The 23,472-nt window shown below is 72.8% G+C and carries 19 protein-coding genes; 10 read left to right on the top strand and 9 right to left on the bottom strand.

What is annotated here, in order from left to right; genetic code table 11:
* Positions 1-57 precede the first annotated feature (57 nt).
* From GA0070564_RS02235 to GA0070564_RS02250, 4 genes are all read right to left on the bottom strand, one after another.
* A complete protein-coding gene (locus GA0070564_RS02235; protein ID WP_091601706.1) occupies positions 58-708 on the bottom strand; it encodes a response regulator in 651 nt (216 codons plus the stop codon).
* Positions 705-1,988 carry a sensor histidine kinase gene (locus GA0070564_RS02240; RefSeq protein WP_218104869.1) on the bottom strand — a complete coding sequence of 428 codons (1,284 nt, stop codon included), beginning with the start codon at positions 1,986-1,988 and terminating at the stop codon, positions 705-707. The genes GA0070564_RS02235 and GA0070564_RS02240 overlap by 4 nt, the downstream gene beginning before the upstream one ends.
* A gap of 134 nt (positions 1,989-2,122) precedes the next feature.
* Complete coding sequence (locus tag GA0070564_RS02245; RefSeq protein ID WP_091601709.1) at positions 2,123-2,620, bottom strand: hemerythrin domain-containing protein; 498 nt, start codon at positions 2,618-2,620, stop codon at positions 2,123-2,125.
* A 4-nt stretch (positions 2,621-2,624) separates the two neighbouring features.
* Positions 2,625-3,593: an aldo/keto reductase gene (locus GA0070564_RS02250; RefSeq protein ID WP_091601712.1), complete on the bottom strand. Its 969-nt coding sequence runs from the start codon at positions 3,591-3,593 to the stop codon at positions 2,625-2,627.
* Positions 3,594-3,637: 44 nt separating this feature from the next.
* Between GA0070564_RS02250 and mgrA the strand changes: the two genes are divergently transcribed.
* Positions 3,638-4,630: an L-glyceraldehyde 3-phosphate reductase gene (gene mgrA / locus GA0070564_RS02255; RefSeq protein ID WP_091601715.1), complete on the top strand. Its 993-nt coding sequence runs from the start codon at positions 3,638-3,640 to the stop codon at positions 4,628-4,630.
* Positions 4,631-4,637: 7 nt separating this feature from the next.
* Here mgrA and GA0070564_RS02260 read toward each other — a convergent pair whose 3' ends face one another.
* Complete coding sequence (locus tag GA0070564_RS02260) at positions 4,638-5,444, bottom strand: ABC transporter ATP-binding protein (protein ID WP_091601717.1); 807 nt, start codon at positions 5,442-5,444, stop codon at positions 4,638-4,640.
* Entirely contained in the window at positions 5,431-6,327 is an 897-nt protein-coding gene (locus GA0070564_RS02265) for an ABC transporter permease (RefSeq protein ID WP_091601720.1), read from the bottom strand. Before GA0070564_RS02265 ends, GA0070564_RS02260 begins: the two co-directional genes overlap by 14 nt.
* Positions 6,328-6,522: 195 nt before the next feature.
* Here GA0070564_RS02265 and GA0070564_RS02270 point away from each other — a divergent pair, with 195 nt between their 5' ends.
* From GA0070564_RS02270 to GA0070564_RS02290, 5 genes are read left to right on the top strand one after another with little or no spacing between them, the layout of a single operon-like run.
* The gene (locus GA0070564_RS02270) at positions 6,523-7,230 is read left to right on the top strand and encodes a TetR/AcrR family transcriptional regulator (protein WP_245669836.1); all 708 of its coding nucleotides are present in this window, start codon (positions 6,523-6,525) and stop codon (positions 7,228-7,230) included.
* A gap of 30 nt (positions 7,231-7,260) precedes the next feature.
* On the top strand, positions 7,261-8,406 hold the full coding sequence (galE, locus tag GA0070564_RS02275) for a UDP-glucose 4-epimerase GalE (RefSeq protein ID WP_245669789.1): 1,146 nt from the start codon (positions 7,261-7,263) through the stop codon (positions 8,404-8,406).
* 47 nt (positions 8,407-8,453) lie between these two features.
* Positions 8,454-10,301 (top strand): hypothetical protein, encoded by a 1,848-nt coding sequence (locus tag GA0070564_RS02280; protein ID WP_091601726.1) that lies wholly within the window; start codon positions 8,454-8,456, stop codon positions 10,299-10,301.
* Positions 10,298-11,962, top strand: coding sequence for a glycosyltransferase family 2 protein (locus GA0070564_RS02285; protein ID WP_091601729.1), 1,665 nt, complete (start codon positions 10,298-10,300; stop codon positions 11,960-11,962). Before GA0070564_RS02280 ends, GA0070564_RS02285 begins: the two co-directional genes overlap by 4 nt.
* Complete coding sequence (locus tag GA0070564_RS02290; RefSeq protein ID WP_245669790.1) at positions 11,959-12,969, top strand: glycosyltransferase family 2 protein; 1,011 nt, start codon at positions 11,959-11,961, stop codon at positions 12,967-12,969. The genes GA0070564_RS02285 and GA0070564_RS02290 overlap by 4 nt, the downstream gene beginning before the upstream one ends.
* 22 nt (positions 12,970-12,991) lie before the next feature.
* On the opposite strand, the gene GA0070564_RS29700 is transcribed toward GA0070564_RS02290, so the two are convergent.
* A complete protein-coding gene (locus tag GA0070564_RS29700) occupies positions 12,992-13,774 on the bottom strand; it encodes a sulfotransferase (RefSeq protein WP_091601732.1) in 783 nt (260 codons plus the stop codon).
* Between the two features lie 290 nt (positions 13,775-14,064).
* On the opposite strand from GA0070564_RS29700, the gene GA0070564_RS02300 reads away from it, so the two are divergent.
* The gene (locus GA0070564_RS02300) at positions 14,065-16,050 is read left to right on the top strand and encodes a glycosyltransferase family protein (RefSeq protein WP_091601735.1); all 1,986 of its coding nucleotides are present in this window, start codon (positions 14,065-14,067) and stop codon (positions 16,048-16,050) included.
* 158 nt (positions 16,051-16,208) lie between these two features.
* The gene (locus GA0070564_RS02305; protein WP_176730529.1) at positions 16,209-17,357 is read left to right on the top strand and encodes a class I SAM-dependent methyltransferase; all 1,149 of its coding nucleotides are present in this window, start codon (positions 16,209-16,211) and stop codon (positions 17,355-17,357) included.
* Between the two features lie 194 nt (positions 17,358-17,551).
* On the opposite strand, the gene wecB is transcribed toward GA0070564_RS02305, so the two are convergent.
* Positions 17,552-18,634: a non-hydrolyzing UDP-N-acetylglucosamine 2-epimerase gene (gene wecB, locus GA0070564_RS02310; RefSeq protein ID WP_091601741.1), complete on the bottom strand. Its 1,083-nt coding sequence runs from the start codon at positions 18,632-18,634 to the stop codon at positions 17,552-17,554.
* A 103-nt stretch (positions 18,635-18,737) separates the two neighbouring features.
* Entirely contained in the window at positions 18,738-21,059 is a 2,322-nt protein-coding gene (locus tag GA0070564_RS02315) for a glycosyltransferase (RefSeq protein WP_091601744.1), read from the bottom strand.
* A gap of 170 nt (positions 21,060-21,229) precedes the next feature.
* On the opposite strand from GA0070564_RS02315, the gene GA0070564_RS02320 reads away from it, so the two are divergent.
* Complete coding sequence (locus tag GA0070564_RS02320; RefSeq protein WP_091601747.1) at positions 21,230-22,003, top strand: hypothetical protein; 774 nt, start codon at positions 21,230-21,232, stop codon at positions 22,001-22,003.
* A gap of 201 nt (positions 22,004-22,204) precedes the next feature.
* A complete protein-coding gene (locus GA0070564_RS02325; RefSeq protein ID WP_091601750.1) occupies positions 22,205-23,467 on the top strand; it encodes a nucleotide sugar dehydrogenase in 1,263 nt (420 codons plus the stop codon).
* The last annotated feature ends 5 nt before the right edge of the window (positions 23,468-23,472 follow it).

Consider the following 23,472-nt stretch of genomic DNA (forward strand, 5'->3'; position numbering starts at 1 on the left):
GACCGTCGCCGGCCTCCCGCGCCGGGGCCAGCCCGGTCCCCCGGCCGGGGGACGGCCTCAGCCGGTCGGGACCACGAACCCCGACTCGTACGCGGCGATCACCGCCTGGGTGCGGTCCCGCACACCCAGCTTGGCCAGCACGTTGCCGACGTGGGTCTTCACCGTCTCCACCCCGACGACCAGCTGCGCGGCGATCTCGGTGTTGGACAGCCCGGTGGTCATCAGCCGCAGCACCTCCCCCTCCCGCTCGGTGAGCCGGGCCGAGGCCAGCCGGTCCCCGCCCGGCCCCGCGTACGCCCCGACGAGCTGCCGGATCGCCGCCGGGAAGAGCAGCGACTCCCCGGCGGCCACCACCCGGATCGCCTCCACCACCTCGGCGGGACGGGCCCGCTTCAGCAGGAAGCCGCTGGCGCCGGCGCGCAGCGCCTCGTAGACGTACTCGTCGTTGGCGAAGGTGGTGACGACCAGGACGCGGGGCGGGTCGGCGGAGGTGGCGAGCAGCCGCCGGGTGGCCTGGATGCCGTCGATGGCCGGCATCCGCACGTCCATCAGCACCACCCGGGGGCGCAGCTTCGCCACCAGCGGCGGCACCTCGGCGCCGTCGGCGGCCTCCCCCACGACCCGCAGGTCGGGCTGGGCGTCGACGATCGCCCGCAGCCCCACCCGGATCAGTTCGTCGTCGTCGACGATCAGCACGTCGATGCTCACCTGGGCTCCTCCCTGGGCACCGGCAGCCGGACCTGGACCCGCCAGCGCCCGCCCTCCGGTCCGGCGTCGATCCGGCCGCCGAGCAGCAGCACCCGCTCCCGCATGCCGTCCAGGCCGCGTCCGCCGCCACCGGGCCCGGTGGTGGCGGTCAGCTCGTTCTCCAGCTCGATCTCCAGCCACCGGGGGTCGGGTCCGCCGGGGTCCGGGGCCGCCGCTCCGGCGGGTACGTCCACCCGCAGCCGGACCGGTCCGTGGCCGTGTCGGGCGGCGTTGGTCAGTCCCTCCTGGACGATCCGGTAGCCCTCCCGGGAGACCGCGGCGGGCAGCGCGGCGAGGTCGCCGGCGATCCGGGTACGCACCGGCAGCCCGGTGCCGCGGGTGTCGTCGACGAGCCGCCCGAGCTGGGCCAGGGTGCGCTGCGGGGCGGTGTCGGCCGGTGGCCGCGACCCGTCCTCGCGCTCCCGGAGCAGCCCCAGGACGTGGTCGAGGTCGTCCATTGCCGCGCGGCTGGTCTCCTCGATCGCGGCGAGCGCCCGCCGGGCGAACTCCGGGTCGCCGTCGAGCAGCTGCCGGGCGGCGCCGGCCTGGAGGGTGGCCACGGTCAGCGCGTGCCCCACCGAGTCGTGCAGTTCGCGGGCCAGCCGGTTGCGCTCGGCCAGCCGGGTGGCGCGGGCCTCCAGGCCGGCGATGCGTTCGGCCGGGGAGGGCCCGAGCAGCACCGGCGCCATCGACGCGGCCAGCGCGCCCAGCCCGGCCACCGCGTAGCCGAGGCCGACCAGCAGCAGCACCCCGGTGACGGTCTGCCACACCGGGGCCCGACCGGTCAGCGGACCGAGGGTGTCGGCCGGCCCGGTGTCGATGCCGAACTGCTGGGCGATGAAGACCAGCGCCATCGGGAAGGCGCTGATCGCGGCGAAGAGCACCAACCCTCCGGTGGCCAGGTGCAGGGCGATCCAGAGCGCGGCCCGTAGCCGGGTCTCCCGGTCCGGCCGGTGACCGGCCGGCGGTTCCGGCAGCTCCACCGCGAGCAGCGCCCGGACGGCGGCGATCTCCAGGGTCCGACTGCCGTCGAGGAAGACCGGCACGGCGGCGATCACCGTCGCCACCAGCAGCAGGCCGACCACCAGCGGCACCGGCACCACGTCCCGGGTGAACAGCTGCGCGAAGGTCGCCGCCAGCAGCGCGTACGGCAGCGCGAGCACCCCGCCGAGCAGCAGGAACACCGCTCGCCGCCAGGTGCTGGCCCGCACCAGCGCCCCCAGCGCCCCCCAACCCCTCACCGCCACATTGTGGCCCGGCAGCACCCGTCCGCGACTCCCCCGCACCGGGGAGATCGAGCCCCACGACGACGGCACCCACCGCAACCCACGGACGCACCCCACCCAGGTCAGGGTTTCCGGGCAGCCACCCCACCTCAGCGATGGTCGCGCACGTACTCCTGCGGGTCCTTGTCGGCGAACCGCAGGTCGCGGCCGTTCTTGTGCTCGCCGTAGAAGGTCAGCCAGCGCGCCCCCAGTTCGGCGCGGAGCTCCACGCCCGCGTGCCGGCGGAAGTCGGGCAGCGCCTCGTCCTCCTCCTCGGCGAGGTGTTCGCTGTTCTCCCGGCGGGCCTTCCACACCGCGGCCCACCACTTGTCGGAGCCGACCGGGTGCAGCTTCGACTCGGCCACCGCGTCGCGGATCTTGTTGTGGTCGCCGATGGCGTCCTCGGTCTCCTCCTCCCCGTCGTCGCCGTGCCTGACCAGGTGGGGGTAGAGGATCGTCTCCTCCGCCTCGGCGTGGATGTCCAGGTGCAGCGCGAGCGCCTCCCAGACGGCGAGCAGTTCGGCGTCGTCGCGGGCGTCGTCGAGTCGGGCGAAGCCGCGACGGAAGGCCGCGTGGTCGTCGAGGATCAGTGCGGTGATGTCGTCCATGCGCTCACTTTCCCATCCGGGCGCGGAGCAGCTTCGGCGCCGCGGCCAGCCCGGTCACCGGCCGGAACCGGTGGGCGGCGTCCCGCAGGGCGGCGTACTGGTCGTCGGCCAGGTCGATCTCGGCGGCGGCGGCGTTGCGTTCCATCTGCTCCACGCCGGACGCGCCGGGGATGGCCACCACGTTCGGGTGCCGCAGCAGGTAGGCCAGGGCGATCTGGCTGGGCGTGGCGTCGTGCGCCTCGGCGACCTGCCGCAGCGTGTCGATCAGCTCGGCGCCGCGTTCCAGGTTCTCCGGCAGGAAGTACGGGTTGGCCCGGCGTACCGCGCCGCTGGGCGGGTTCTTCGCGTCGTAGCGGCCGGAGAGGAAGCCCTGGGCGAGGGGGCTGTACGCGATGACGATCCGGCCGGCCTGCTCGGCGTACGGGATCAGGTCGTCCTCGGGCCTGCGGTCGATCATGCTGTAGCGGACCTGGTTGCTCAGCACCCGGCGGCCGAGGGCGGCCTCGGCGAACTGCCAGCGGCGCAGGCCGTAGTTGCTGACCCCGACCTCGCCGACCAGGCCCACGTCCTGAAGGGCCCGCATGCCGCGCATGGTGGTGGTGTCGGCGACCACCGGGTTGGGCTGGTGCACCTGGTAGAGGTCGATCTGCCGGACACCGAGCCGCGCCGCGGAGGCGACCGCGCGCTGCTGCACCACCGAGGCGACCGGCAGCACCGGGAAGATCTTGCTGGCCACCACGACCTTGTCCCGCTGGTCGCCGAGGGCGGCGCCGAGGATCCGTTCGCTGCGGCCGAAGCCGTACAGCTCCGCGGTGTCGAAGAGGGTGACCCCGAGGTCGAGGGCGCGCCGGACGATGTCGGCGGCGCGGTGCTCGTAGTCGGCGCCGTAGCCCCACTCCCGGGAGCCGAACTGCCAGGTGCCGAGGCCGATCTTGGAAATGGGACGGGGGGTGTCGAGCTGGACGAAGCGCATGGGCTCGAAGCTACCCGCGCCAACGCGCACTAGGCTGATGATCCGTGACCTACCTTGCCGCGGACGACCGCTACGACTCCATGACCTACCGGCGCAGCGGGCGCAGCGGACTGCGCCTGCCCGTCATCTCGCTCGGGCTCTGGCACAACTTCGGCCCCGACCGGCCGTACGAGCGGCAGCGGGACATCGTCCGGCGCGCCTTCGACCTCGGGGTGACCCACTTCGACCTGGCCAACAACTACGGCCCGCCGCCGGGCGCCGCCGAGGAGGCGTTCGGCCGGATGCTCGCCACCGACCTGAGGCCGTACCGGGACGAGCTGGTGATCTCCAGCAAGGCCGGCTACCTGATGTGGCCCGGCCCGTACGGCGAGTGGGGTTCGCGGAAGTACCTGATCTCGTCGCTGGACCAGTCGCTGCGCCGGCTCGGGCTGGACTATGTCGACGTCTTCTACTCGCACCGGTTCGACCCGGACACCCCGCTGGAGGAGACGATGGGCGCGCTGGACGCGATCGTCCGCTCCGGGAGGGCGCTCTACGTCGGCATCTCGAACTACGACTCGGAGCAGACCGCCCGGGCGGCGGCGATCCTGCGGGACCTCGGTACGCCGCTGCTGATCAACCAGCCGTCGTACTCGATGCTCAACCGCTGGACGGAGGACGACGGCCTGCTGGACACCCTGGCCGAGGTCGGCGCCGGCTGCATCGCGTTCAGCCCGCTGGCGCAGGGACTGCTCACCGACCGTTACCTCAAGGGCATCCCGGCGGACTCCCGGGTGCGGACCAGCGTCTTCCTCAGCGAGAGCGACCTGGACGAGAAGAAGATGGCGACCATCCGGGGGCTGGCCTCGGTGGCGGAGCGCCGTGGCCAGAGCCTGGCCCAGCTGGCGCTGGCCTGGGCGCTGCGCGACGAGCGGATGACCAGCCTCATCATCGGCGCGAGCAGCGTCGGGCAGTTGGAGACGAACGTGGCCGCGGTGGGCCGGCTGGACTTCACCGCCGAGGAGCTGGCCGAGATCGATCAGCTCCTCGGGCGGTGAACGACCGTCACTTGCGGTTCATGTACTGCTGATATTCCTTGATGACGTCGGCGGTCGGGCCGTCGCCTCGGATCTCCCCGGATTCGAGCCAGATGGCCCGCTCGCAGGTGTCGATGATCGACTGGTTGTTGTGGCTGACCAGGAAGACGGTGCCGGCCTCGGCGCGCAGCTCCCGGACCCGGGCCTCGCTGCGCTTGCGGAACCGGGCGTCGCCGGTGGCCAGCGCCTCGTCGATCAGGAGCACGTCGTGCTTCTTCGCGGCGGCGATGGCGAAGCGCAGCCGCGCCGCCATGCCGGAGGAGTAGGTCCGCATCGGCAGCGAGGCGAAGTCGCCACGCTCGTTGATGCCGGAGAACTCGATGATCGACGGGGAGTTCTTCTTGGCGTCGGCCTTGCTCATGCCCATGGCCAGGCAGCCCAGCTCGACGTTGCGCTCACCGGAGAGGTCGTTCATCAGGGCGGCGTTGACGCCGAGCAGGGAGGGCTGGCCGGCGGTGTAGAGGCCGCCCTTCTCGATCGGCAGCAGCCCGGCGATGGCCCGCAGGATGGTGGACTTGCCGGAACCGTTGCTGCCGATCAGGCCGATCGCCTCGCCCCGGTACGCGGTGAAGCTGACGCCCTTGATCGCGTGCACCTCGCGCAGGCCCGGGGTGCGCTTGCCGGTGAGCATCCGGCTCAGCGCGGCGACCGGGGAGCCGCTGCCCGGGGTGCCCGGGCCCTGAACCCGGTAGACCACGTGCACGTCGTCGACGATCACGGTGGGGATGCGCTGCCCGGCCTCGGCCGGGCGCTCCGCTACCTCAGCCACGCCCATACTCCTGCTCCCCCCGCCAGAAATAGACATACCCACCGACGAAGACCACCAGCGCCCAGACGACCGCCAACAGCCACAGGTGCGGCAGCGTAGACGAGAGCTTCACGTTCTCCAGCATCGCGTGCCGGATCAGCTCGATGTAGACCAGCATCGGGTTCGCCTCGACGATTACCGCCGCCCACCTGGGCAGGTGCTCGGCGAAGAGGCTGGAGGCGTAGAAGACGCCGGAGCCGTACATCCAGGTCCGCATGACGAACGGGATGACCTGCTTGAGGTCGGTCATCTTGCTGCCCAGCCGGGCCAGGAACATCCCCAGACCGGTGTTGAAGATCATCTGGAGCGCCAGCGCCGGGAAGATCAGCAGCCACTCCCAGGTGAGCGGCTCACCGGTGAGCAGCACGATGCCGGTCAGCACCAGCATCGAGGCGCCGATGTTCTGCAGCTCGATCAGCGCGATCGCGATCGGCAGGCAGGCACGCGGGAAGTGCAGCGCCCGGATCAGCCCCATGTTGCCGGTGATCGAGGCCACGCCGGCCTGGGCCACGGTCTGGGTGAAGACGAAGATGAACAGACCGGTGCAGAGGTAGGCGATGAAGTTCGGGGTGGAGTGCCTGGTGGCCAGCACCACACCGAAGATCAGGTAGTAGACCGCCGCGTTGGTCAGCGGGGTCAGCACCTGCCACAGCCGGCCCAGCCGCGTCAGGCTGAACGACGCGGAGACCCGGGCGTTGGAGTACGCCACGATGAAGTGCCGGTACGCCCACAGTTGCCGGGCATAGCCGCCGAGAGTCGGTCTCGTGCCGGCGAACCCGAGGCCGTGCCGGGCGGCCAGTTCCGCCGGGGACAGGCCCGCGTCCGGATCGGCGAACGCCGTGTCGGGCATGAAGATGTGCTCCGATCTCTCGGTCCTTCTGGGGAGGAGCATCCGTCACTCAGCGTATAAGCGACACCCGACGGAACGGGTCCGTTTCAACGCTGCGCCGAATGTAGTCCAACCAACGTCGAGACGCAACGGTACCGTCGTTGCGCTACGCTGGCCTGCGTGACCCAGAACAAGCGCGCTCCGGCGGGTGCAGCGGTGCTCCGAGGAGACATCACCTCGGCCATCCGCGCCGCCGTCATGCAGGAGCTCGCCGAGGTCGGCTACGGGCGCCTGTCCATCGAGGGAGTGGCCCGCCGGGCCGGCGTGGGCAAGACCGCGGTCTACCGCCGGTGGAACTCCAAGCTGGCCCTGGTCCTCGACGTCGTCTCCGACCTGGCGGTCCGCAAGATGCCGCTGCCGGACACCGGCTCGCTCCGCGACGACCTGGAGATCCTGCTCCAGATCATCAACCAGGTGCTCAAGCACCGGCTGGCCTCGCAGGTCGTCCCCGACCTGCTCGCCGAGGCGGCCCGCAACCCGCAGATCGCCGAGACGCTCCAGCAGGCGCTGCGCGCCAACCAGCGTAACGTCGCCGACCTGCTGCTCGGCCGGGCGGTCGCCCGCGGCGAACTCTCCCCGCAGATCGACACCGAGGCGGCGGTCGACCTGATAATCGGGCCGCTCTACTGGCGGCTGGCCATCTCCCGGACCCGGATCCCCCAGGGCTACCTGCCCCGGCTCGCGGCGATCACCGCCGCCACGCTCCAGTCCGAGCTGATGTCCCCGCCCGCCGTGGCCCCCCGGCCCGCCGCACCCCGACCGGCCGGACCCGCACCCGCCGCGCCCCGACCGACCGAACCCGCCCCGGCCGCGGTCGTCCCGCCGGTCGGCACGCCCCCGCCGGGCGCCCCCGTCACCGCCTGAATCCCCGACCCCCGCCCAGGAGGCACCGAGATGCTCCCCCGCACGGAGAACGTGCCCGCCCTGCCCGAGGTGAAGGTCCTCGTCGTCGGCGGCGCCGGCTTCATCGGCAGCACGGTCGCCACCGCCTGCCTGGAGAACGGCATCACCCCGGTGATCCTGGACAACCTCAGCACCGGCCGGGAGGAGTTCACCCGGGGGCGGATCTTCTACCCGGGCGACATGGCCGACGGGCCGCTGATCGACAAGATCTTCGCCGAGCACCCGGACATCCAGGCCGTGGTGCACTGCGCCGCGCTGATCGTGGTACCGGAGTCGGTGGCCCACCCGCTGCGCTACTACCGGGAGAACGTGGCCAAGTCGCTCGACCTGGTCGAGAGCGTCATCCGCAACGGCTGCACCCGGCTGCTGTTCAGCTCGTCGGCCTCGATCTACCAGCCCGGGGCCGACTTCACCGTCGACGAGACCTCCCCGGTCGAGGCGCTCAGCCCGTACGCGCGCAGCAAGGCGATGCTGGAGCAGATGCTGGAGGACGTCGCCCGGGCGTACCCGCTGCGGGTGCTGTCGCTGCGCTACTTCAACCCGATCGGCGCCGACCCGAAGCTGCGTACCGGCCTTCAGGTGCCCCGGCCGACCCACGTGCTCGGCCGGCTCATCGAGGCCGCCCAGGGTGGCGAGGAGTTCCCGCTCACCGGCACCGACTGGCCCACCCGGGACGGCTCCGGCATCCGCGACTACGTGCACGTCTGGGACCTGGCCCGGGCGCACGTGCTGGCCCTGCGCCGGTTCGACTCGATCTTCGCGGCCGACGCCGGGACGTACACCGTGATCAACCTCGGCACCGGCGACGGCACCACCGTGCGCGAGCTGGTGACCGCCTTCGAGCAGGTCCTCGGCCACCCCGTGAAGGTGCGCGAGACCGACCGCCGGCCCGGCGACTCGGCGGGCACCTACACCCGCAGCGAGCGGGCCCGGGAACTGCTCGGCTGGACCCCGACGTACTCGATCGCCGACGGCATCCGCGACTCGCTGCGCTGGATGGCCGAACGCGACACGGTGCTCGGCCCGCAGGCCGGCGCGGACGCACCGACCGCCACCGTCGGGGCGCCCCCGACCGACCCCCACGGCCCGCGTGGCACCGACGCCGTCCCCGCCGGGAGCGGCCCCGCCCCGTGCTAGCTTCTTCCGGTGTTTCCGACAGGGGTACGGCGGGCCGGAGCGTTGAGATGGCGGCCGTGACCCGGCGCCGGGTGGTGGCGGGGGTACGCCGGCGGCTGGGGCACTACGCCCGCCGGTTGCGCGAGGCCACGCCCCGACGGCTGGCCGGCTGGGAGGAATCCGCCACGACGCCGGCCGGCGGCCAGCCCGGTGAGATCACCGTGGCCACCGTCGCCGAGCTGCACCGGCACGTCGTCCGGGCCGAGCCGACCTCGGTGGCGGAGCTGCGCGTCGCCGTCGAGCGGTGGCAGGCCCCCCGCCCCGGCTGGTCCGGCCGGCTGGGGCCGCTGCCCGGGCTGCTCACCCACCAGATCACGCTGCCCCGCGGCGGCACCGGCCGGGCCCGCGTCGCGGTGACCCTGGCCGACCCGGTGCCGCTGCACCGGGTGGTGGCCGCCGTGCTGGACGCCCTGCGCCCGCCCACCGCGCTGCCCCTCCCCGGCGCCCCCGACCTGGCCGTCGACGGCGAGCTGCCCGGCTGGCTCACCCCGGCCGCGGTGACCCGCGTCCCGGCCGGGCCGGAGCCGGGCGACGCCCCGGTCCGCCCGTACGACCTGCGGCTGCTCCCGGCCGGCGCGGACACCCCGGCCGAGACGCCGGACGGGCGGCTCAACGTGCCCGCCCCCCGGCTCACCGGCGAGCCCACCGGCGTCCGCGACGCCTCCGGTGGCAGCGTGGTGCTGGTCGACGCCGGCACCGCCAACCCGGTCGGCCGCAACCGCTACGGCGCGAAGATGCCCACCGGCACGCTGCGGCTGCTCGACCGGGACGGCACGCTCCGCTGGCAGGTCACCACCGGCGCCGACGACCACGTCGTGGTCGCCGGCCGGGTCGGTGACCCGCTCGACGGGCGGCAGTCCGGCGTACTCAAGGAACTGGCCGCGGTGGTCCTGGCCGGCGGGGCCGGCACCGGCCCGGCCGTGGCCGCCACCGTCGCCCAGCTCGCCATGACCGGCCTGCTGGTGCACGCCCCCGACCTGCCGGCCGAGGCCGCCGCCCTGCTCGGGCCGGAACTGGCCGAGCTGACCGCCGCCGCGCCGCCGGCCCCGGACGCCGACCCCGTCGACCGCGAGCTGGCCAGCATCCGGCAGCGCCGGGCCGCCCTGCGCGGACACGCCACCGGTCTGGTCCTGCCCCGGGTCACCGACGGTTACCCGACCCTGGCCCGGCCGCCGTCGGTCACCGCGCTGCTGATGACCCGCCGCCCCGAGCGGCTGGTCACCGCGCTGCGCGACCTGGCCGGACAGTCCTACCCGGAGCTGGAGGTGGTGGTCGGGCTGCACGGCGTCGAGCTGCCGCCGGCGGTGGCCGCCGCGGTCGCCGACTGCCCGCTGCCGGTGCAGGTGGTGCCGGTGGCCGGGGACGTCGTCTTCGGCGAGGCGCTGTCCGAGGTGACCCGGTACGCCCGGGGCACCCTGGTCACCAAGGTTGACGACGACGACCGCTACGGCGTGGAGCACGTCTGGGACCTGGTCCTGGCCCGGCACTACTCGGGCGGGACGGTGGTCGGCAAGGGCGCCGAGTTCGTCTACCTGGAGCCCCGCGACCTGACCGTGCGGCGCCGGATGGGCTCCGAGATGTACGACGCCGTGGTGGCCGGCGGCACCATGCTGCTCTCCCGCGGCGACCTGGAGGCGGTCGGCGGCTGGCGGCCGGTGAACCGGTCCATCGACCGCGCCCTGCTGGACCGGGTGCTGGACGCCGGCGGCCTGGTCTACCGCACGCACGGCTTCGGATTCCTCTACACCCGCCACGGCGAGGGGCACACCTGGGACCCTGGCCTGGACTACTTCGTGCAGAACCCGCTGCGGCAGTGGACCGGACTGCCGCCCCACGAGACCTTCGGAACCGCATGAACCCCGCGCCCCGCGTCCGCCGCAACGACTGGTCGACGCTGACCGTCCCCGCCCTGGGCGACTGGCGGCCCGAGCTGTCGGTCAGCGTGATCATCCCGGCGTTCAACTGCCAGGAGAGCCTGGACCTCACCCTGGCCTCGCTGAGCCGGCAGACCTACCCGGCGGAGCTGCTGGAGGTCGTCGTGGTCGACGACGGCTCCGAGCCGCCGATCACGCTGCCCGAGAACCGGCCGACGCGTACCCGGCTGATCCGCGCCGCCGACCACTCCACCGGCTGGGGGCGGGCCAACGCCCTGCACGTGGGCGCCACCCAGAGCACCGGCGCGGTGCTGCACTGGCTCGACGCCGACATGGTGGCCTACCCGGAGCACGTCGAGGCCCAGCTGCGCTGGCACCACCAGGCGCCGTACGCGGTGACCCTGGGTTACAAGCGGTTCGTCGACACCCGACCCGGCGCCCCCGACTGGCCCACCCCGGCGGCCGTGGTGGAGCACTGGGACGCGGGGACCCCGCAGGCCCTCTTCGCCACCACCGGCGAGCCGCACGACTACGTCGAGCGGTACATCGACCGGACCGACAAGCTGCGCGCCGCCGACCACCTGGCCTTCACCATCCACGCCGGGGCGACCGCCGCGCTGAGCCGGGAGCTCTACGAGGCCTGCGGCGGCCTGGACACCGAGCTGCGCCTCGGCGAGGACACCGAGCTGGGCTACCGGCTCGCCCAGGCCGGGGCGCTCTTCGTCCCCGAGCCGGGTGCCGGCAGCTGGCACCTGGGCGCGAGCCACGTGATGCGGGCCCGCGAGCAGGTCCAGCGCTACAACCGGCCGTTCCTGGCCGACCGGATGCCGTACCCGCGCTGGCTGCGCAAGGTCGGCGGGACGGGCTGGTCGGTGCCGCTGGTGGACGTGCGGCTGACCGTCGGCGACGGGTCGCTGGAGCGGATCCGCACCGCCGTCGACGCCATCCTCGGCGGCGACGAGCCGGACCTGGTGCTGCACCTGGTGGGCCCCTGGGACCGGCTGGACGAGGGACGCCGCCGGGTGCTCGCCGACCCGGAGCTGGACCTGCGGCTGATCGCCGAGACCTACCGGGGTGACCCTCGGGTGCGGCTGGTCACCGAGGCGCCCGCCGACCCGTTCCCGGCGGCCTGGCGGCTGGACGTGTCGACCCGGCACGGGCTCGGGCCGCACGCGGTGGGCCGGCTGGTCGAGCTGGCCGACCGGGAGCAGGTCGGGCTGGTCGAGCTGCGCGCCTCCGACGCCCCCGACGCGCCGGTGACCCGGCTGTGGCGGACCGCCGCGCTGGGCCGGGCCCGCCGGCTGGGCGTGACCGCCGACGCGCCGGCCGACCTGGTTACCGAGCTGCACGGCAGCCTGCGGGTGCCGGACCGGATGATCGGCGTGATCGACCTGGACCGGGTGCCGCAGCGGCAGCTCGCCGAGGGGATCCGGATGATCGCCGACCCGGCGCTCGGCGGGACCCGCTGGGTGCCCAGCGCGGTGGAGGTGGCCGGCGTACGGTCGCTGGCGAAGGCGACGATGGTGGTCGGCACGCTGGCCGGGCGGAAGTTCTCCACCCGGGTCCGGCGCCGGCTGTCCCGGCCCGCCCCGCCGGCGGCCCGCCCGGGCGACGGCGCGGGCCCCGAGGACGGCCAGCCGTGACCGACCGGCGCGGCCCGCTGCTGTCGGTGGTGGTGCCGGTGTACGCCGTGGAGGCGTTCCTGCCGCAGTGCCTGGACTCGATCCTGGCCGACCCGACCGCCGACCTGGAGGTCGTGGCGGTCGACGACCGCTCCCCCGACGGCAGCCCCGCGCTGCTGGACCGGTACGCCGACGCCGACGGCCGGGTCCGGGTGCTGCACCTGGCCGAGAACGCCGGCCTGGGTGGGGCGCGCAACGCCGGCCTGGCCCGCGCCACCGGCCGGTACGTCTGGTTCGTCGACGCCGACGACTGGCTGCCCGAGGGCTCGGTGGCGGCGGTGCTGGCCCGGCTCGCCGAGACCGGACCGGACGTGCTGGTGGTCGACCACGAGGAGGTCTTCCCCGACGGCCGGACGGTGCCGGGGTCGACGCCCGGGGTGCTGGCCCGCCCGGCCGCCCCGATCACCCTGGCGCAGCGGCCGGAGCTGCTCCGGCTGGCCCAGTCGGCCTGCACGAAGGTGGTCCGGCGGGAGCTGCTGGAGCGGACCGGCCTGCGCTTCGCCCCCGGCTGGTACGAGGACTGCTCCTACAGCCACCCGCTGCTGATGTCGGCGGGGAGCATCGACCTGCTGGACCGGGTCTGCTACTGCTATCGGCAGCGGGCCGACACCGGGGCGATCACCAAGACCCCGAGCCGCCGCCACTTCGAGGTCTTCGACCAGTACGAGCGGCTCTTCGAGGTGGTGGACGCGGCGGCCCCGCGCCACGACCGGTTCCGCCCCGACCTGTTCCGCATCATGATCGACCACTATCTGGTGATCGTCGGCAACGAGCGCCGGGTGCCGCCGGAGCTGCGGGAGGCGTTCTTCCACCGGATGGCGCGCGACTACCGGCGCCGGCTGCCGGCGGAGGGCTACCCGGTGCCCGGGGGCATGGCCGGGTTGAAGCACCGCCTGGTGGCCCGGGACGACTGGCGGGCGTACGCCGGCCTGCGCGCGGTCTACCGCCGGCTCGGCCGCGGCGGCTGACCGGCGACGGGCCGGGCGGGGTTCAGCGGCGGCGGAGCCGGACGACGACCCGGCGGGCCAGCGTACGGGCCCGACCGGCGGCCGAGCCGGCGGCGACCGGGCGCTCCCCCGGCCGGTACGAGTGCGGGGTCTCCAGGGTGGCCCGGACCCGCTTGGTGTCCATCTCCTCGCCGAGGAAGCGGAACAGCTCCCGGATGGTGTCCAGGCTGTCGTCGATCCGGTCGAAGTGGAAGTGGAAGTGCCGGTCGTCGGCCGGGATCGCGGCCAGCCGGGCGTCGGCGGCCTTGATCCGCTCCAGCGCCTTGGGGTTCTCCGCCCACCAGGCGCTCTTCGCCACGTCGGTGGGGAGCCGGTGGTTGAAGACGATCTTCGAGTTCGGGAACGCCGTCCGCAGGAAGTCCAGGTACGGGTCGAGGTCGCGGATGTGCTCGGTGGTGTACCGGATCTCCTTGAACCCGAGCACCCGGTCCTCGGGGGCCGGCCGCAGCACCTGCGCGACGAAGGCGTCGACCAGCGACCGGCGGAACTCCTCCGGACGCCACCGGTCCGCGCCGTACCAGGGGTCCCCGGTCGACCAGGCGGTCTCCGCCCGCTTCGGGTACGCGTCGCGCACCGAGGCGTACGCCCGGAAGAGGTGGTGCAGGGCGTTGTCGTTCTCGCCCCGGATCCGGTAGCCCGGGATGGTGTTCAGCAGGCCCATCAGCAGCGTCGAGCCCGACCGGCCGTAGGTGACCACGAAGACGTACCGGTAGCTCCGGGCGTCGCCCGCGCGACGGGTCAGTCGGGACGGCAGGTGTGCGCGCATGAGCCTCTCCACGAGCGGTGGAAACCGGACACCACGTTGGATCTTGGGCGGGACGTCGGGCACTCTACCGCAGCCGGCCGGGCGTCCCCGCCGGGTGAAGGCTGCTCCACGTCGACTATCGGGCCGGTCTATCCTGATGGCGAAGTTGCCACCGTCCGTCGGGAGCGCCCTCCCGAGCGCCCCCGCGCCACCGGGCTGCCGGCGACGTCACCACCCTTTTCCGTCAACACGAACAGGGCCCGGTCGCGGCAGAAGGACCTGGGGCCGGCCCAAGAGGGGGACCCCACCCGATGGATACTGCCAGCCCCGAGCGGGTCACGCCCGTCGTTCTCCTGCGGGACGGTCGATGGCCCGATCTGCCCGGGGTCTGCTGCTGGCGGAACGCGTTCCGGGCGGCCTTCACGGCCGCCGGGGCGAGCGTGACCGAGACGTCCTGGCAGCCACCGCCCAAGCCGCAGCCGAAGCGTCCCGCCCCGCCGCAGCAGCCCAAGATGCCCTGGCTCGCGCCGTCGATCCGGCAGCCGCTGGTGAAGGTCTACCGCCGCTCCCGCCGGATGATGCAGCAGCGTCGCCCGGCCGCCGCGCCGGTGCCCCCGCCGCCGGCCGCCCCGCCCGCGCCGAAGCTGCTGCCCGGCCTGGAGGGCGCCGCCCTGGTGGTCGCCGAGTCGCCGCGCGCCGCGGCCGCCGCGCTGGCCGGCGGCACCCCGGGCCGGCTGATCTGGTCGCTGGCCCTGCCGGCGGAGCGGATCGTCCAGGGCGCCGAGTCCGGGTACGCCGACGAGCTGGACGCGGTCGCCGGCAAGATCGGTGGGTTCATCACCGACAGCGAGCTGGCCCGCGAGTCGGTGGAGCGGGCCACGGTGAGCGCCCGGCCCCGGGTGGTGGTGCTCCCGCCGCTGGCCGCCGACCGGACCTGCCCGTCCTGCGCCGACGCGGCGGACGACGAGCTGCCCGCCGGGGTGGCCCCGGAGGCCGAGGAGCTGGCCGTCTGGCGCCGGCTGCTGCGCCCGGGCGCGCCCTCGGTGCACGATGAGATGCCGTACTCGTTCGCCGCCGCCCGGCTGCGCGGTACCGACGCCGCCTGGGCGCCGGCCAACCGGCTCGGGTGGGACCAGGAGGCGAAGACCATCGCCGTTCCGGGCCTGCCGGAGACCTTCCCGACCGAGTGGACCGCCGCGGAGCAGGACCGGGGGGCCGGCACCGTGCTGGCCGCGACGCTGCCGCAGGGCCCGGCGCACCCGGAGCGCACGCTGAGGACGGTGATCTCCGGGTACGACCTGAAGTTCATCCGGGAGCTGGCGCACCGGCTGGACGCGCGTACCGACCTGGACGTGACGCTCGACGACTGGCCCAAGGTCTCGATCAAGACCCCGCGCACCCAGCAGCTCGCCGACGACTCCGACGTGATCATCGCCGAGTGGGCCCGGCCGAGCGCGGCGTGGTTCGCCGAGCGCAAGAAGCCGAACCAGTTCCTGGTGGTCCGGCTGCACCGCTTCGAGCTGGACGCTCCTTACCCGGCGCTGATCGACATCGACAAGGTCGACGCGGTCGTCCACGTCTCCCCGCCGATCGGCCGGCGGATCCGCAACGAGCTCAACTGGCCGGCCGAGAAGCTGGTCTACATCCCCAACTTCCTCGACGTGGAGTGGGTCGACCGCCCCAAGCTGCCGGAGGCCCGGTTCAACATCGGCTTCGTCGGCATGGAGTGGAGCAACAAGCGCTTCGACCTGGCGCTGGACCTGCTGGCCGAGGTGCGCCGGCAGGACCGCCGGTTCACCATGTTCGTCCGCTCGCTGCCGCCCTGGCAGAACGAGTACGTCTGGCCGAAGGCCGAGGAGCGGGAGTACGTCGGCTGGTGCCAGGAGCGGATCGACCGTGACCCGCTGCTGCGCGGCGCGGTGGTCTTCGACGCCCCCGGGCGGGACATGGGCCGCTGGTACCGCAAGGTCGGCAACATCCTGTCGATGAGCGACATCGAGAGCTTCCACCTCGGCTGCGCCGAGGGCATGGCCTCCGGCGCGGTGCCGGTGATCCGGCCCTGGCCGGGTGCCCGCGACATCTACGACAACCGGTGGATCCCGAACTCGATCGCCGAGGCGGCCGAGTCGGTGCTCGCCAACGCGGATCCGCAGGTCTGGGCGGAGCGGTCCGCCGCGGCCCACCAGGAGATGCTCACCAAGGTCAACCCGACCGGCGTGATCGACGCCTGGGCGGCCCTGTTGCACGGCGACGTGGCGAAGGCACGGGGGTACTTCGCGGACTACAGCACCCGCTGAGCGGTTCCCGGGGTCGTCCGTGGACGGCCCCGGGACCTCTCGCCGGGGCCCGTTCCGGGGCACGAAAAGTGGCCCGGGACGACCGGTATGCCCGGACTTCGGGCGGCCATATAATGCCCGCAGCCCGCACTCAGTTCACCCTCAGTTCAGGAGCGTCGATGCAGAGGACCGATGAGCGGCACGGCACGACGGACCGGGCCCGCTCGACGCTGGGGGGCGTCGGAAAGGCACTGGCCCAGCCGGTCGCGGTGATCGTGGTCGCCGCCGCCACGGCGGTGGCGGCGATTGTGGCCGGCACGGTGGGCGGGGCGTCGTCCACCACCGTGCTGCTGGTGGTGCTGATCGGGTTGGTGGTGATCGCCATCCTCCGGTCCAACCGGCAGCACCGCTACAACCAGTGGCACCTGAGCCAGCTGATCGAAGCCGGTCAGGAGCACACCGACGAGCGGCTGGGCCGGCACGAGCGGCAACTCCAGGAGCTCGGCGAGCGCCTCGACCAGCAGCTGGAGCGGCGGCTCACCGACCACCTCGCCCGCGAGCGGCAGGCGTCGAACGCCGGCGTGGAGCGGCTCGCCAAGGCGATCGCCCGCTGCGAGGACTACGGCAAGCTGGTCACCCGGCAGGAGAACGCGAACGCGTACAAGGGCGTCGAGGCGCTGCTGAACCTCTACGCCATGGTGCCGATCGGCAACCGGGTGCCGCCGATGCGCGGCTGGGCCGCCTCCCCGGACGTGCTGCTGCTGCTGGTGAGCATCCTGCGCAACGAGCGGCCCAAGCTGGTGGTCGAGTGCGGCAGCGGGCTCTCCACCCTCTGGTCGGCGCTGGCCATGCGCCAGTTCGGCATCGACGGCAAGGTGGTCGCCCTGGAGCACGACGCGGACTACGCCCGCCGCACCGTCGAGCTGCTCACCGCCCACGGCGTGCAGGACCTCGCCGAGGTGCGCCACGCGCCGCTTACGCCGATCGACGTGGCCGGCGAGACCTACCACTGGTACGCCGCCGACGCCTGGCGTGACCTGGACGGGATCGGCCTGCTCTTCGTGGACGGCCCGCCCGCCGACACCGGGGCGCACGCCCGCTTCCCCGCCATGCCGCTGCTCGGCGACCGGCTCGGCGAGGACGCGGTGGTGGTGCTCGACGACCTGATCCGCAAGGACGAGCAGGAGGTCGTCCAGCTCTGGCGCGACACCGCCCCGTCGATCACCGAGGAGCGGCTGAAGCTGGAGAAGGACGCCTCGGTGCTGCGCAGCACCTGGCCGGGCAGCTGGACCTCCGCCGAGCCGCGCGAGCGCCAGACCATCGCCTGAGGTGCAAGGAAGGGCCCCCTGTTAACGCATTTCGTATAGGAGGGGGCCCCGCTTAACACCCGGGGCCGCCGGCACACCCGGGGCCGCCGGCACACCCGGGCCGCCGGGCACGACCGGGCCGCCCGGCACGACGCGAAAAGGCGCCCGCCATCCCCATCGAGGGGTGGCGGGCGCCTTATTCGGTGTGGCTCGGCTCAGTCCCGCAGGTACTGCTTGATGACCGCGGCGATCCGCTCGCCGGCGTGGCCGTCCCACAGCGGCGGCGTCGGCCAGGTCTCGCTGCGCCCGGCGGCCAGCACGTCGGCGACCACCTGCGGCAGGGCCTCCCGGGTCACCAGCCGGTTGGTGCCGTGGGTGATGGTGACCGGGCGCTCGGTGTTCGGGCGCAGGGTCAGGCAGGGGACGCCCAGCATGGTCGTCTCCTCCTGCACGCCACCGGAGTCGGTGACCACGGCCGAGGCGCCCCGGACCAGGCCGAGGAACTCGACGTAGCCCAGCGGGTCGATGACCTTCAGCTTCGGGTGGTCGAAGAGGCCGGCGGCCTCCAGCCGGGCCCGTCCGCGCGGGTGCAGCGGCAGCACGATCTCGGCCTGGTCGGCGACCGCGTGCATGGCCTTCACCAGCGCCGCCGCGTCGGCCGGGTCGTCGACGTTGCCGGGACGGTGCAGGGTCGCCACGATGTAGCGGTCACCCAGGTCGTACTCGGTGCGGGCCCGGTCGGCGTCGAACCGGTCGACGTTGGCCAGCAGGGTGTCGATCATCGGGTTGCCGACCAGGTGGATCTTGTCCGGGTCGGTGCCCTCGTTGCCGAGGTGCGCGATGGCGTCCGGGCTGGTGGCCAGGAGCAGGTTGGACAGCCGGTCGGTGACCAGCCGGTTGATCTCCTCCGGCATGGACATGTCGAAGCTGCGCAGGCCGGCCTCGACGTGCGCGACCGGGATCTGGAGCTTGGAGGCGACCAGGGCGGCGGCGACTGTCGAGTTGACGTCGCCGTAGACGACCACCATGCCCGGGTTGCGGGACAGGAAGATCTCCTCCAGCCCGGTCATGATCGCCGCGGTCTGGCCGGCGTGGCTGCCGGAGCCGACGCCCAGGTTCACGTCCGGCTTGGGCAGCCCGAGCTCGCGGAAGAAGACGTCCGACATCTTCTCGTCGTAGTGCTGACCGGTGTGGATGAGTTCCTGCGGCACGCCGAGATCGGCGAGCGCGCGGATGACCGGGGCCGCCTTGGGGAAGTTCGGCCGGGCACCGGTGACGTGCAGGACGAGATCGGGCATCAGAGCCTTCCAGCATCGATATGACGGATCGGGCACCGCTGCGGCGCCCCTCCCCTCCAGCGCAGCATGCCAGAGGGGAGTGCGGGAAATGTCCCCGGGTGGGTCAGACGGGCTGGTCGACGGAGGTCCACTCACCCGCCGGGGCGGCGTCGTACGGACGCTCCCCGACCTTGTTCCGGACGATCTGCGCGATGATCTCGGTCGCCGCGGCGACGTCGCCGACCGGGCACTGGTAGTGCAGGGGCTGCCGGCTGAGCGGGCTGCCCTCCTCCACCAGGCCCCAGACCGGGCTGCCGCTGCCCTTGTAGTCCGACCACTTCGACGGCAGGTACGGGTTCTGCGCGTGGCTGTCACCGGTGACCGCGTCGTTGACCAGCAGGCAGTCGAACTTGGTGGTCAGGTTCAGGAACTCCAGGAACCGGGCGTACGGCCCGACCCGGACGGCGTCGGAGATGCCCAGCTCGGCGGCCCGCTTCTGGAGCTCCTCCGGCTTGGTGGTGAAGACGTGCATGCGCAGGTGGGCGCGGGTCCAGGTGTCCTGCGCCGCGATCGCCGCGAGGACGTCGTCCAGACCCCGGGTGGCATAGAAGTTGCCGAAGTACGCGATGTTCGCGACGCCCGGCTCCAGCGCGTAGTCGGTCTCCACCATCTGGTAGAAGTTCGGCGACAGCGTCGGGTGCGGGGAGACGACGGCCTTCTGCCGGGCCACCTCGGCCAGCTCCGGGCTGGAGCAGTAGCTGAGCATGTACTCCATCTGGTTCTCGTTGGTGAAGATGATCTCGTCCGCCAGCGCGTACGCGATCTCCTCGGTCCAGACGAAGCAGTTGGTCGACTCGGGGATCGGCAGCTCCAGCTCGGCCAGGCCGTTGCGGAGCTTGTCCATCAGCACCCCCTCCTTGACCGGGGTGCCGCGCTCCTGGTCGGCGATGTCGCGGGAGAGCGGGTCGGAGAACTCGGCGGTCCAGCGCACCTTCGGGTTCGCCAGCTTGTACGCGGCGGCGAGGAAGTGCGAGTGGGCGAACTGCGCCCGGCTGTAGATCCACGGGTACGGCCAGTTGCGCCGGTTCTGCTGCCACTGCTCGATCTGCTTCAGACCGGCCAGCGCGAACTTCTCCATCGACCCGAAGTCGGAGAAGTACGACGGGGTGGGCAGGGCGGCCTTGCGGTTGATGAACGGGCCGGAGATCCGGGTCAGCGACTCGTCGGTGGGGCGGATCCGGTCCATCGCGTTGTAGATGACGTCGGCGGTACGCCCCATCATCCGCACCCGCTTGCCCATCACGACCGCGCTGGTGTCGGCGTACGGCGGGAACGCGTACGCGATGACCAGGCCGCGCTCCAGTCCGCCGTTCATCCGCTCGTACGGCATGTGGAAGATCGGGTAGCGGTCGATCTCCTCGACCACCCGGCCGTACTCGCCGGGGTTGACCTTGAGGTATTCGGCGAGGAACGCCGTCTGCGCCCGGATCCGGGTGGCGAGCAGCTCCTTGCTGCGCACGTCGCACTCGGGCAGCAGCCGCTCCAGCCTGGTGATCACCTCGAGCCGCTGGGTGACGTAGAAGTCGAAGGTCGGCTCGGGCCGGGACACCGAGCCCTCGCGCAGCTCGCGGTAGTAGATCGCGCCCTCGGTGGGGCACGGGTAGAAGTTGATGTGCCCGCGCACCACCACGGTCATCCAGAACAGCACGTCCTCGCCGCTGGCCAGGTCGGTGTCGTAGTAGACGTCGCGCAGCAGGCTGGTGGCGACCAGCTTGCAGGCGTTGAAGGTGGTGGTCACCCGCGCCTCGGCCGGCGCGGTGATCTTGCCGGCGTGCTCCACCAGCATGGTGTTGATCGGGTTCTCGGCGTCCTCGGTGCCGTCCGGGCGCACGTTGACCAGCCCGGCGATCGGCACGACCTGCGGGCTCGCGTGGCGGTAGAGCACCTCCAGGAACTCCGGCGACACCCGGTCGTCGTCGTCGACGAAGGTGGTGTACTCCCGCCGGGCGGCGGCGATGCCGGCGTTGCGGGCCCGGGACGCCCCGGCCCGGTTGAGCCGCACGACGCGTACCGCCAGGCCCGGGTTCGCGGCCCGGAAGTCGTCGAGCACCGCGTGGGTGCCGTCCTCCGGCCCGTTGAGCACCACGATCAGCTCGATCAGGCCCCGGTCGAGGGTCTGCTCGGCCAGCGAGTCCAGGCAGCGCCGGATGTGCCCGACCCCCTTGTAGGAGGGGATGACCACGCTGACCCCGGGGGTGAGCACCCGGTTGTGCGTCCCGTCGGCGGTGAGGTCGGCCTGGATCTCGCTGTGCAGCGTGTCGACCTGGTTGCGCCACGCGGTGATCCCGGCACGGTCCGGAGCGGTGGCCGACGGCTGGAGCCACGGGCGGTCCCCCGCCTTGCCGCTCCGCAATCCGCTGACCTCGGGTGACTCGCCACCTGCCACGCTTTAGCTCCTCGGTATCATCGCGCCGCCCCCGGCGACTGGCGATTGCCGCCGGACGACACGGTACGACCCGTCCCCCGTGGAGCGGGTGCCGCGGCCCACCGTCGCCGGCACATGCGCTAATCTCGCCGCGCATCGTAACCAGGACTCTGGCCGGGAGGTAACGCAGGATGACGATCGATACGGCATCGGCCGTTGAGGTTCAGCATCCCCTGCGCGGATCGGACGAGCACGACCAGGCTCTGCTCGTCATCACCGACGACCGGCACCACGGCCACGACTCGCTGAGCACCCCCTTCGCGGAGGCGGTGGTGCTGGAGGTCGGTCCGGATCCGGACGAGGTCGTCATCGAGGGACTCTTCGACACGATCGTCATCGAGCGCAGCAACGTCGACCCGCAGTGGCTGGGCGCCGTCAACGCCCGGCTCCAGGCGGCCCTGCGCCCGGACGGGCAGCTGCTGGTGGCGCTCGACCCGGTCGGTCCGGCGGCGGACGCCGAGACGGCCACGGTGGCCCTGGCCGGCCTCCAGTGGCACGGCCTGCGGGCGTTCAGCGGCTCGCCCTGCGCGGTGCTGCGCCGGGGCGCCCCGGAGACCACCGCGGTGGCGACCGGCGCCCTGCTGGCCACGGCCGAGGCCGCGGTCCGGCTGACCACCGCGGGCACCGCGCACAGCACCACCCGGATCACCGTGGGCGAGGCCCGGGCGGTGGTCGGGCAGTACCTGGAGGACCAGCGGCGCAGCGAGCACGCCCTGCTCAAGCACCTGGACAGCCTGGCCCTGGAGCTGGAGAAGGAGCGCGAGTCGCGCAAGCAGGACCAGACCCTCAAGGGGGTGCTGCGCATGACGCCGCAGGGCCGCAAGGTCCTCGGCGCGGCCCGCAAGGCGCGCAACCTCGCCCGCAAGGCCAAGCGCAAGGTCAAGCGCACGCTGCGTCACCGCTAGGCGACACCGAGCGCTCGGGTGGGGCATCCGCCGCCCGGACGGGTACGCTTCGTCAACGTCCTCGCTGATCCGACGGCGGCCCCGTCCGGGATTCCCGCAGCGACCGGGCACGAGACGCCCAATAGCACCACTTCTGATCATCCGGTCGGTCGGTGGCCAACCCGCCCGCACCGCGTGGACATCCCAGTGAAGGAGCAGGCAGTGTCTGTCGATGTCGTGATTCTCGGGCTCGGCTACGTCGGCCTACCGCTCGCCCAGGAGGCGACCAAGGCCGGGATGACCGTCCTCGGCTTCGACATCAACGCCCGCGTCGTGGAGTCGCTGAACTCCGGCAAGTCGCACGTCGACGACCTGTCCGACGGCGACATCGCCGACATGATCGGCGCCGGCTTCCGGGCCACCACCGACGCCTCCGAGATCCGGGGCGCCGCCGCCGCGGTGATCTGCGTGCCGACCCCGCTCTCCGAGGACCAGGGCCCGGACCTGCGCGCGGTGATCGGCGCGACCGAGGCCGTGGCCGCGAACCTCACCGAGGGCATGCTGGTCATCCTGGAGTCGACCACCTACCCGGGTACGACCGACGAGGTGGTCCGGCCGATCCTGGAGAAGGCCTCCGGCCTGACCGCGGGCACCGACTTCCACCTGGCCTTCTCCCCCGAGCGGATCGACCCGGGCAACGAGAAGTTCGGCGCGCACAACACCCCGAAGGTGGTCGGCGGGCACACCCCGGCCTGCTCCGAGCGGGCCGCGCAGTTCTACGGCCGGTTCATCGAGACGGTGGTCCGGGCCAAGGGCACCCGCGAGGCGGAGACCGCCAAGCTGCTGGAGAACACCTACCGGCACATCAACATCGCGCTGGTCAACGAGATGGCCCGGTTCTGCCACGAGCTGGACATCGACCTGTGGGACGTCATCCACGCCGCCGCCAGCAAGCCGTTCGGCTTCCAGGCGTTCTACCCGGGTCCGGGGGTCGGCGGCCACTGCATCCCGATCGACCCGAACTACCTGAGCCACAACGTGCGGGCGAAGCTGGGCTACCCGTTCCGCTTCGTCGAGCTGGCGCAGGAGATCAACGCGACGATGCCCGCGTACGTGGCGCACCGGGCGCAGAACCTGCTCAACGACGCCGGCAAGGCCACCAACGGCGCGTCGGTGCTGCTGCTCGGCGTGACCTACAAGCCGAACATCGCCGACCAGCGTGAGTCCCCGGCCGTCGAGCTGGCCCAGAAGCTGGGCGCCCTGGGCGCCAAGCTGAGCTACCACGACCCGTTCGTGAGCCAGTGGAAGATCTCCGACGTGGACGTGCTGCGGGTGGACGACCTGGAGAGCGCCGTCGCCGCCGCCGACCTGGTCATCCTGGTGCAGAACCACAAGCAGTACGACGCCGACCGGCTGGCCGAGATCGCCCCGCGCTTCTTCGACACCCGCGGCGTCACCAAGAGCGACAAGGCGTACCGGCTCTGACGCTC

It is taken from the genome of Micromonospora mirobrigensis (assembly GCF_900091555.1).
Lineage (GTDB): Bacteria > Actinomycetota > Actinomycetes > Mycobacteriales > Micromonosporaceae > Micromonospora > Micromonospora mirobrigensis.

What these genes read in the sequence shown, in the direction of transcription:
- GA0070564_RS02245 (WP_091601709.1), bottom strand. Translation starts at nt 2,620, where the DNA reads ATGGACGACATCACCGCACTGATCCTCGACGACCACGCGGCCTTCCGT.
- GA0070564_RS02250 (WP_091601712.1), bottom strand. Translation starts at nt 3,593, where the DNA reads ATGCGCTTCGTCCAGCTCGACACCCCCCGTCCCATTTCCAAGATCGGC.
- GA0070564_RS02260 (WP_091601717.1), bottom strand. Translation starts at nt 5,444, where the DNA reads ATGGGCGTGGCTGAGGTAGCGGAGCGCCCGGCCGAGGCCGGGCAGCGC.
- GA0070564_RS02265 (WP_091601720.1), bottom strand. Translation starts at nt 6,327, where the DNA reads ATGCCCGACACGGCGTTCGCCGATCCGGACGCGGGCCTGTCCCCGGCG.
- galE (WP_245669789.1), top strand. Translation starts at nt 7,261, where the DNA reads ATGCTCCCCCGCACGGAGAACGTGCCCGCCCTGCCCGAGGTGAAGGTC.
- GA0070564_RS02280 (WP_091601726.1), top strand. Translation starts at nt 8,454, where the DNA reads ATGGCGGCCGTGACCCGGCGCCGGGTGGTGGCGGGGGTACGCCGGCGG.
- GA0070564_RS02285 (WP_091601729.1), top strand. Translation starts at nt 10,298, where the DNA reads ATGAACCCCGCGCCCCGCGTCCGCCGCAACGACTGGTCGACGCTGACC.
- GA0070564_RS29700 (WP_091601732.1), bottom strand. Translation starts at nt 13,774, where the DNA reads ATGCGCGCACACCTGCCGTCCCGACTGACCCGTCGCGCGGGCGACGCC.
- GA0070564_RS02300 (WP_091601735.1), top strand. Translation starts at nt 14,065, where the DNA reads ATGGATACTGCCAGCCCCGAGCGGGTCACGCCCGTCGTTCTCCTGCGG.
- GA0070564_RS02305 (WP_176730529.1), top strand. Translation starts at nt 16,209, where the DNA reads ATGCAGAGGACCGATGAGCGGCACGGCACGACGGACCGGGCCCGCTCG.
- wecB (WP_091601741.1), bottom strand. Translation starts at nt 18,634, where the DNA reads ATGCCCGATCTCGTCCTGCACGTCACCGGTGCCCGGCCGAACTTCCCC.
- GA0070564_RS02320 (WP_091601747.1), top strand. Translation starts at nt 21,230, where the DNA reads ATGACGATCGATACGGCATCGGCCGTTGAGGTTCAGCATCCCCTGCGC.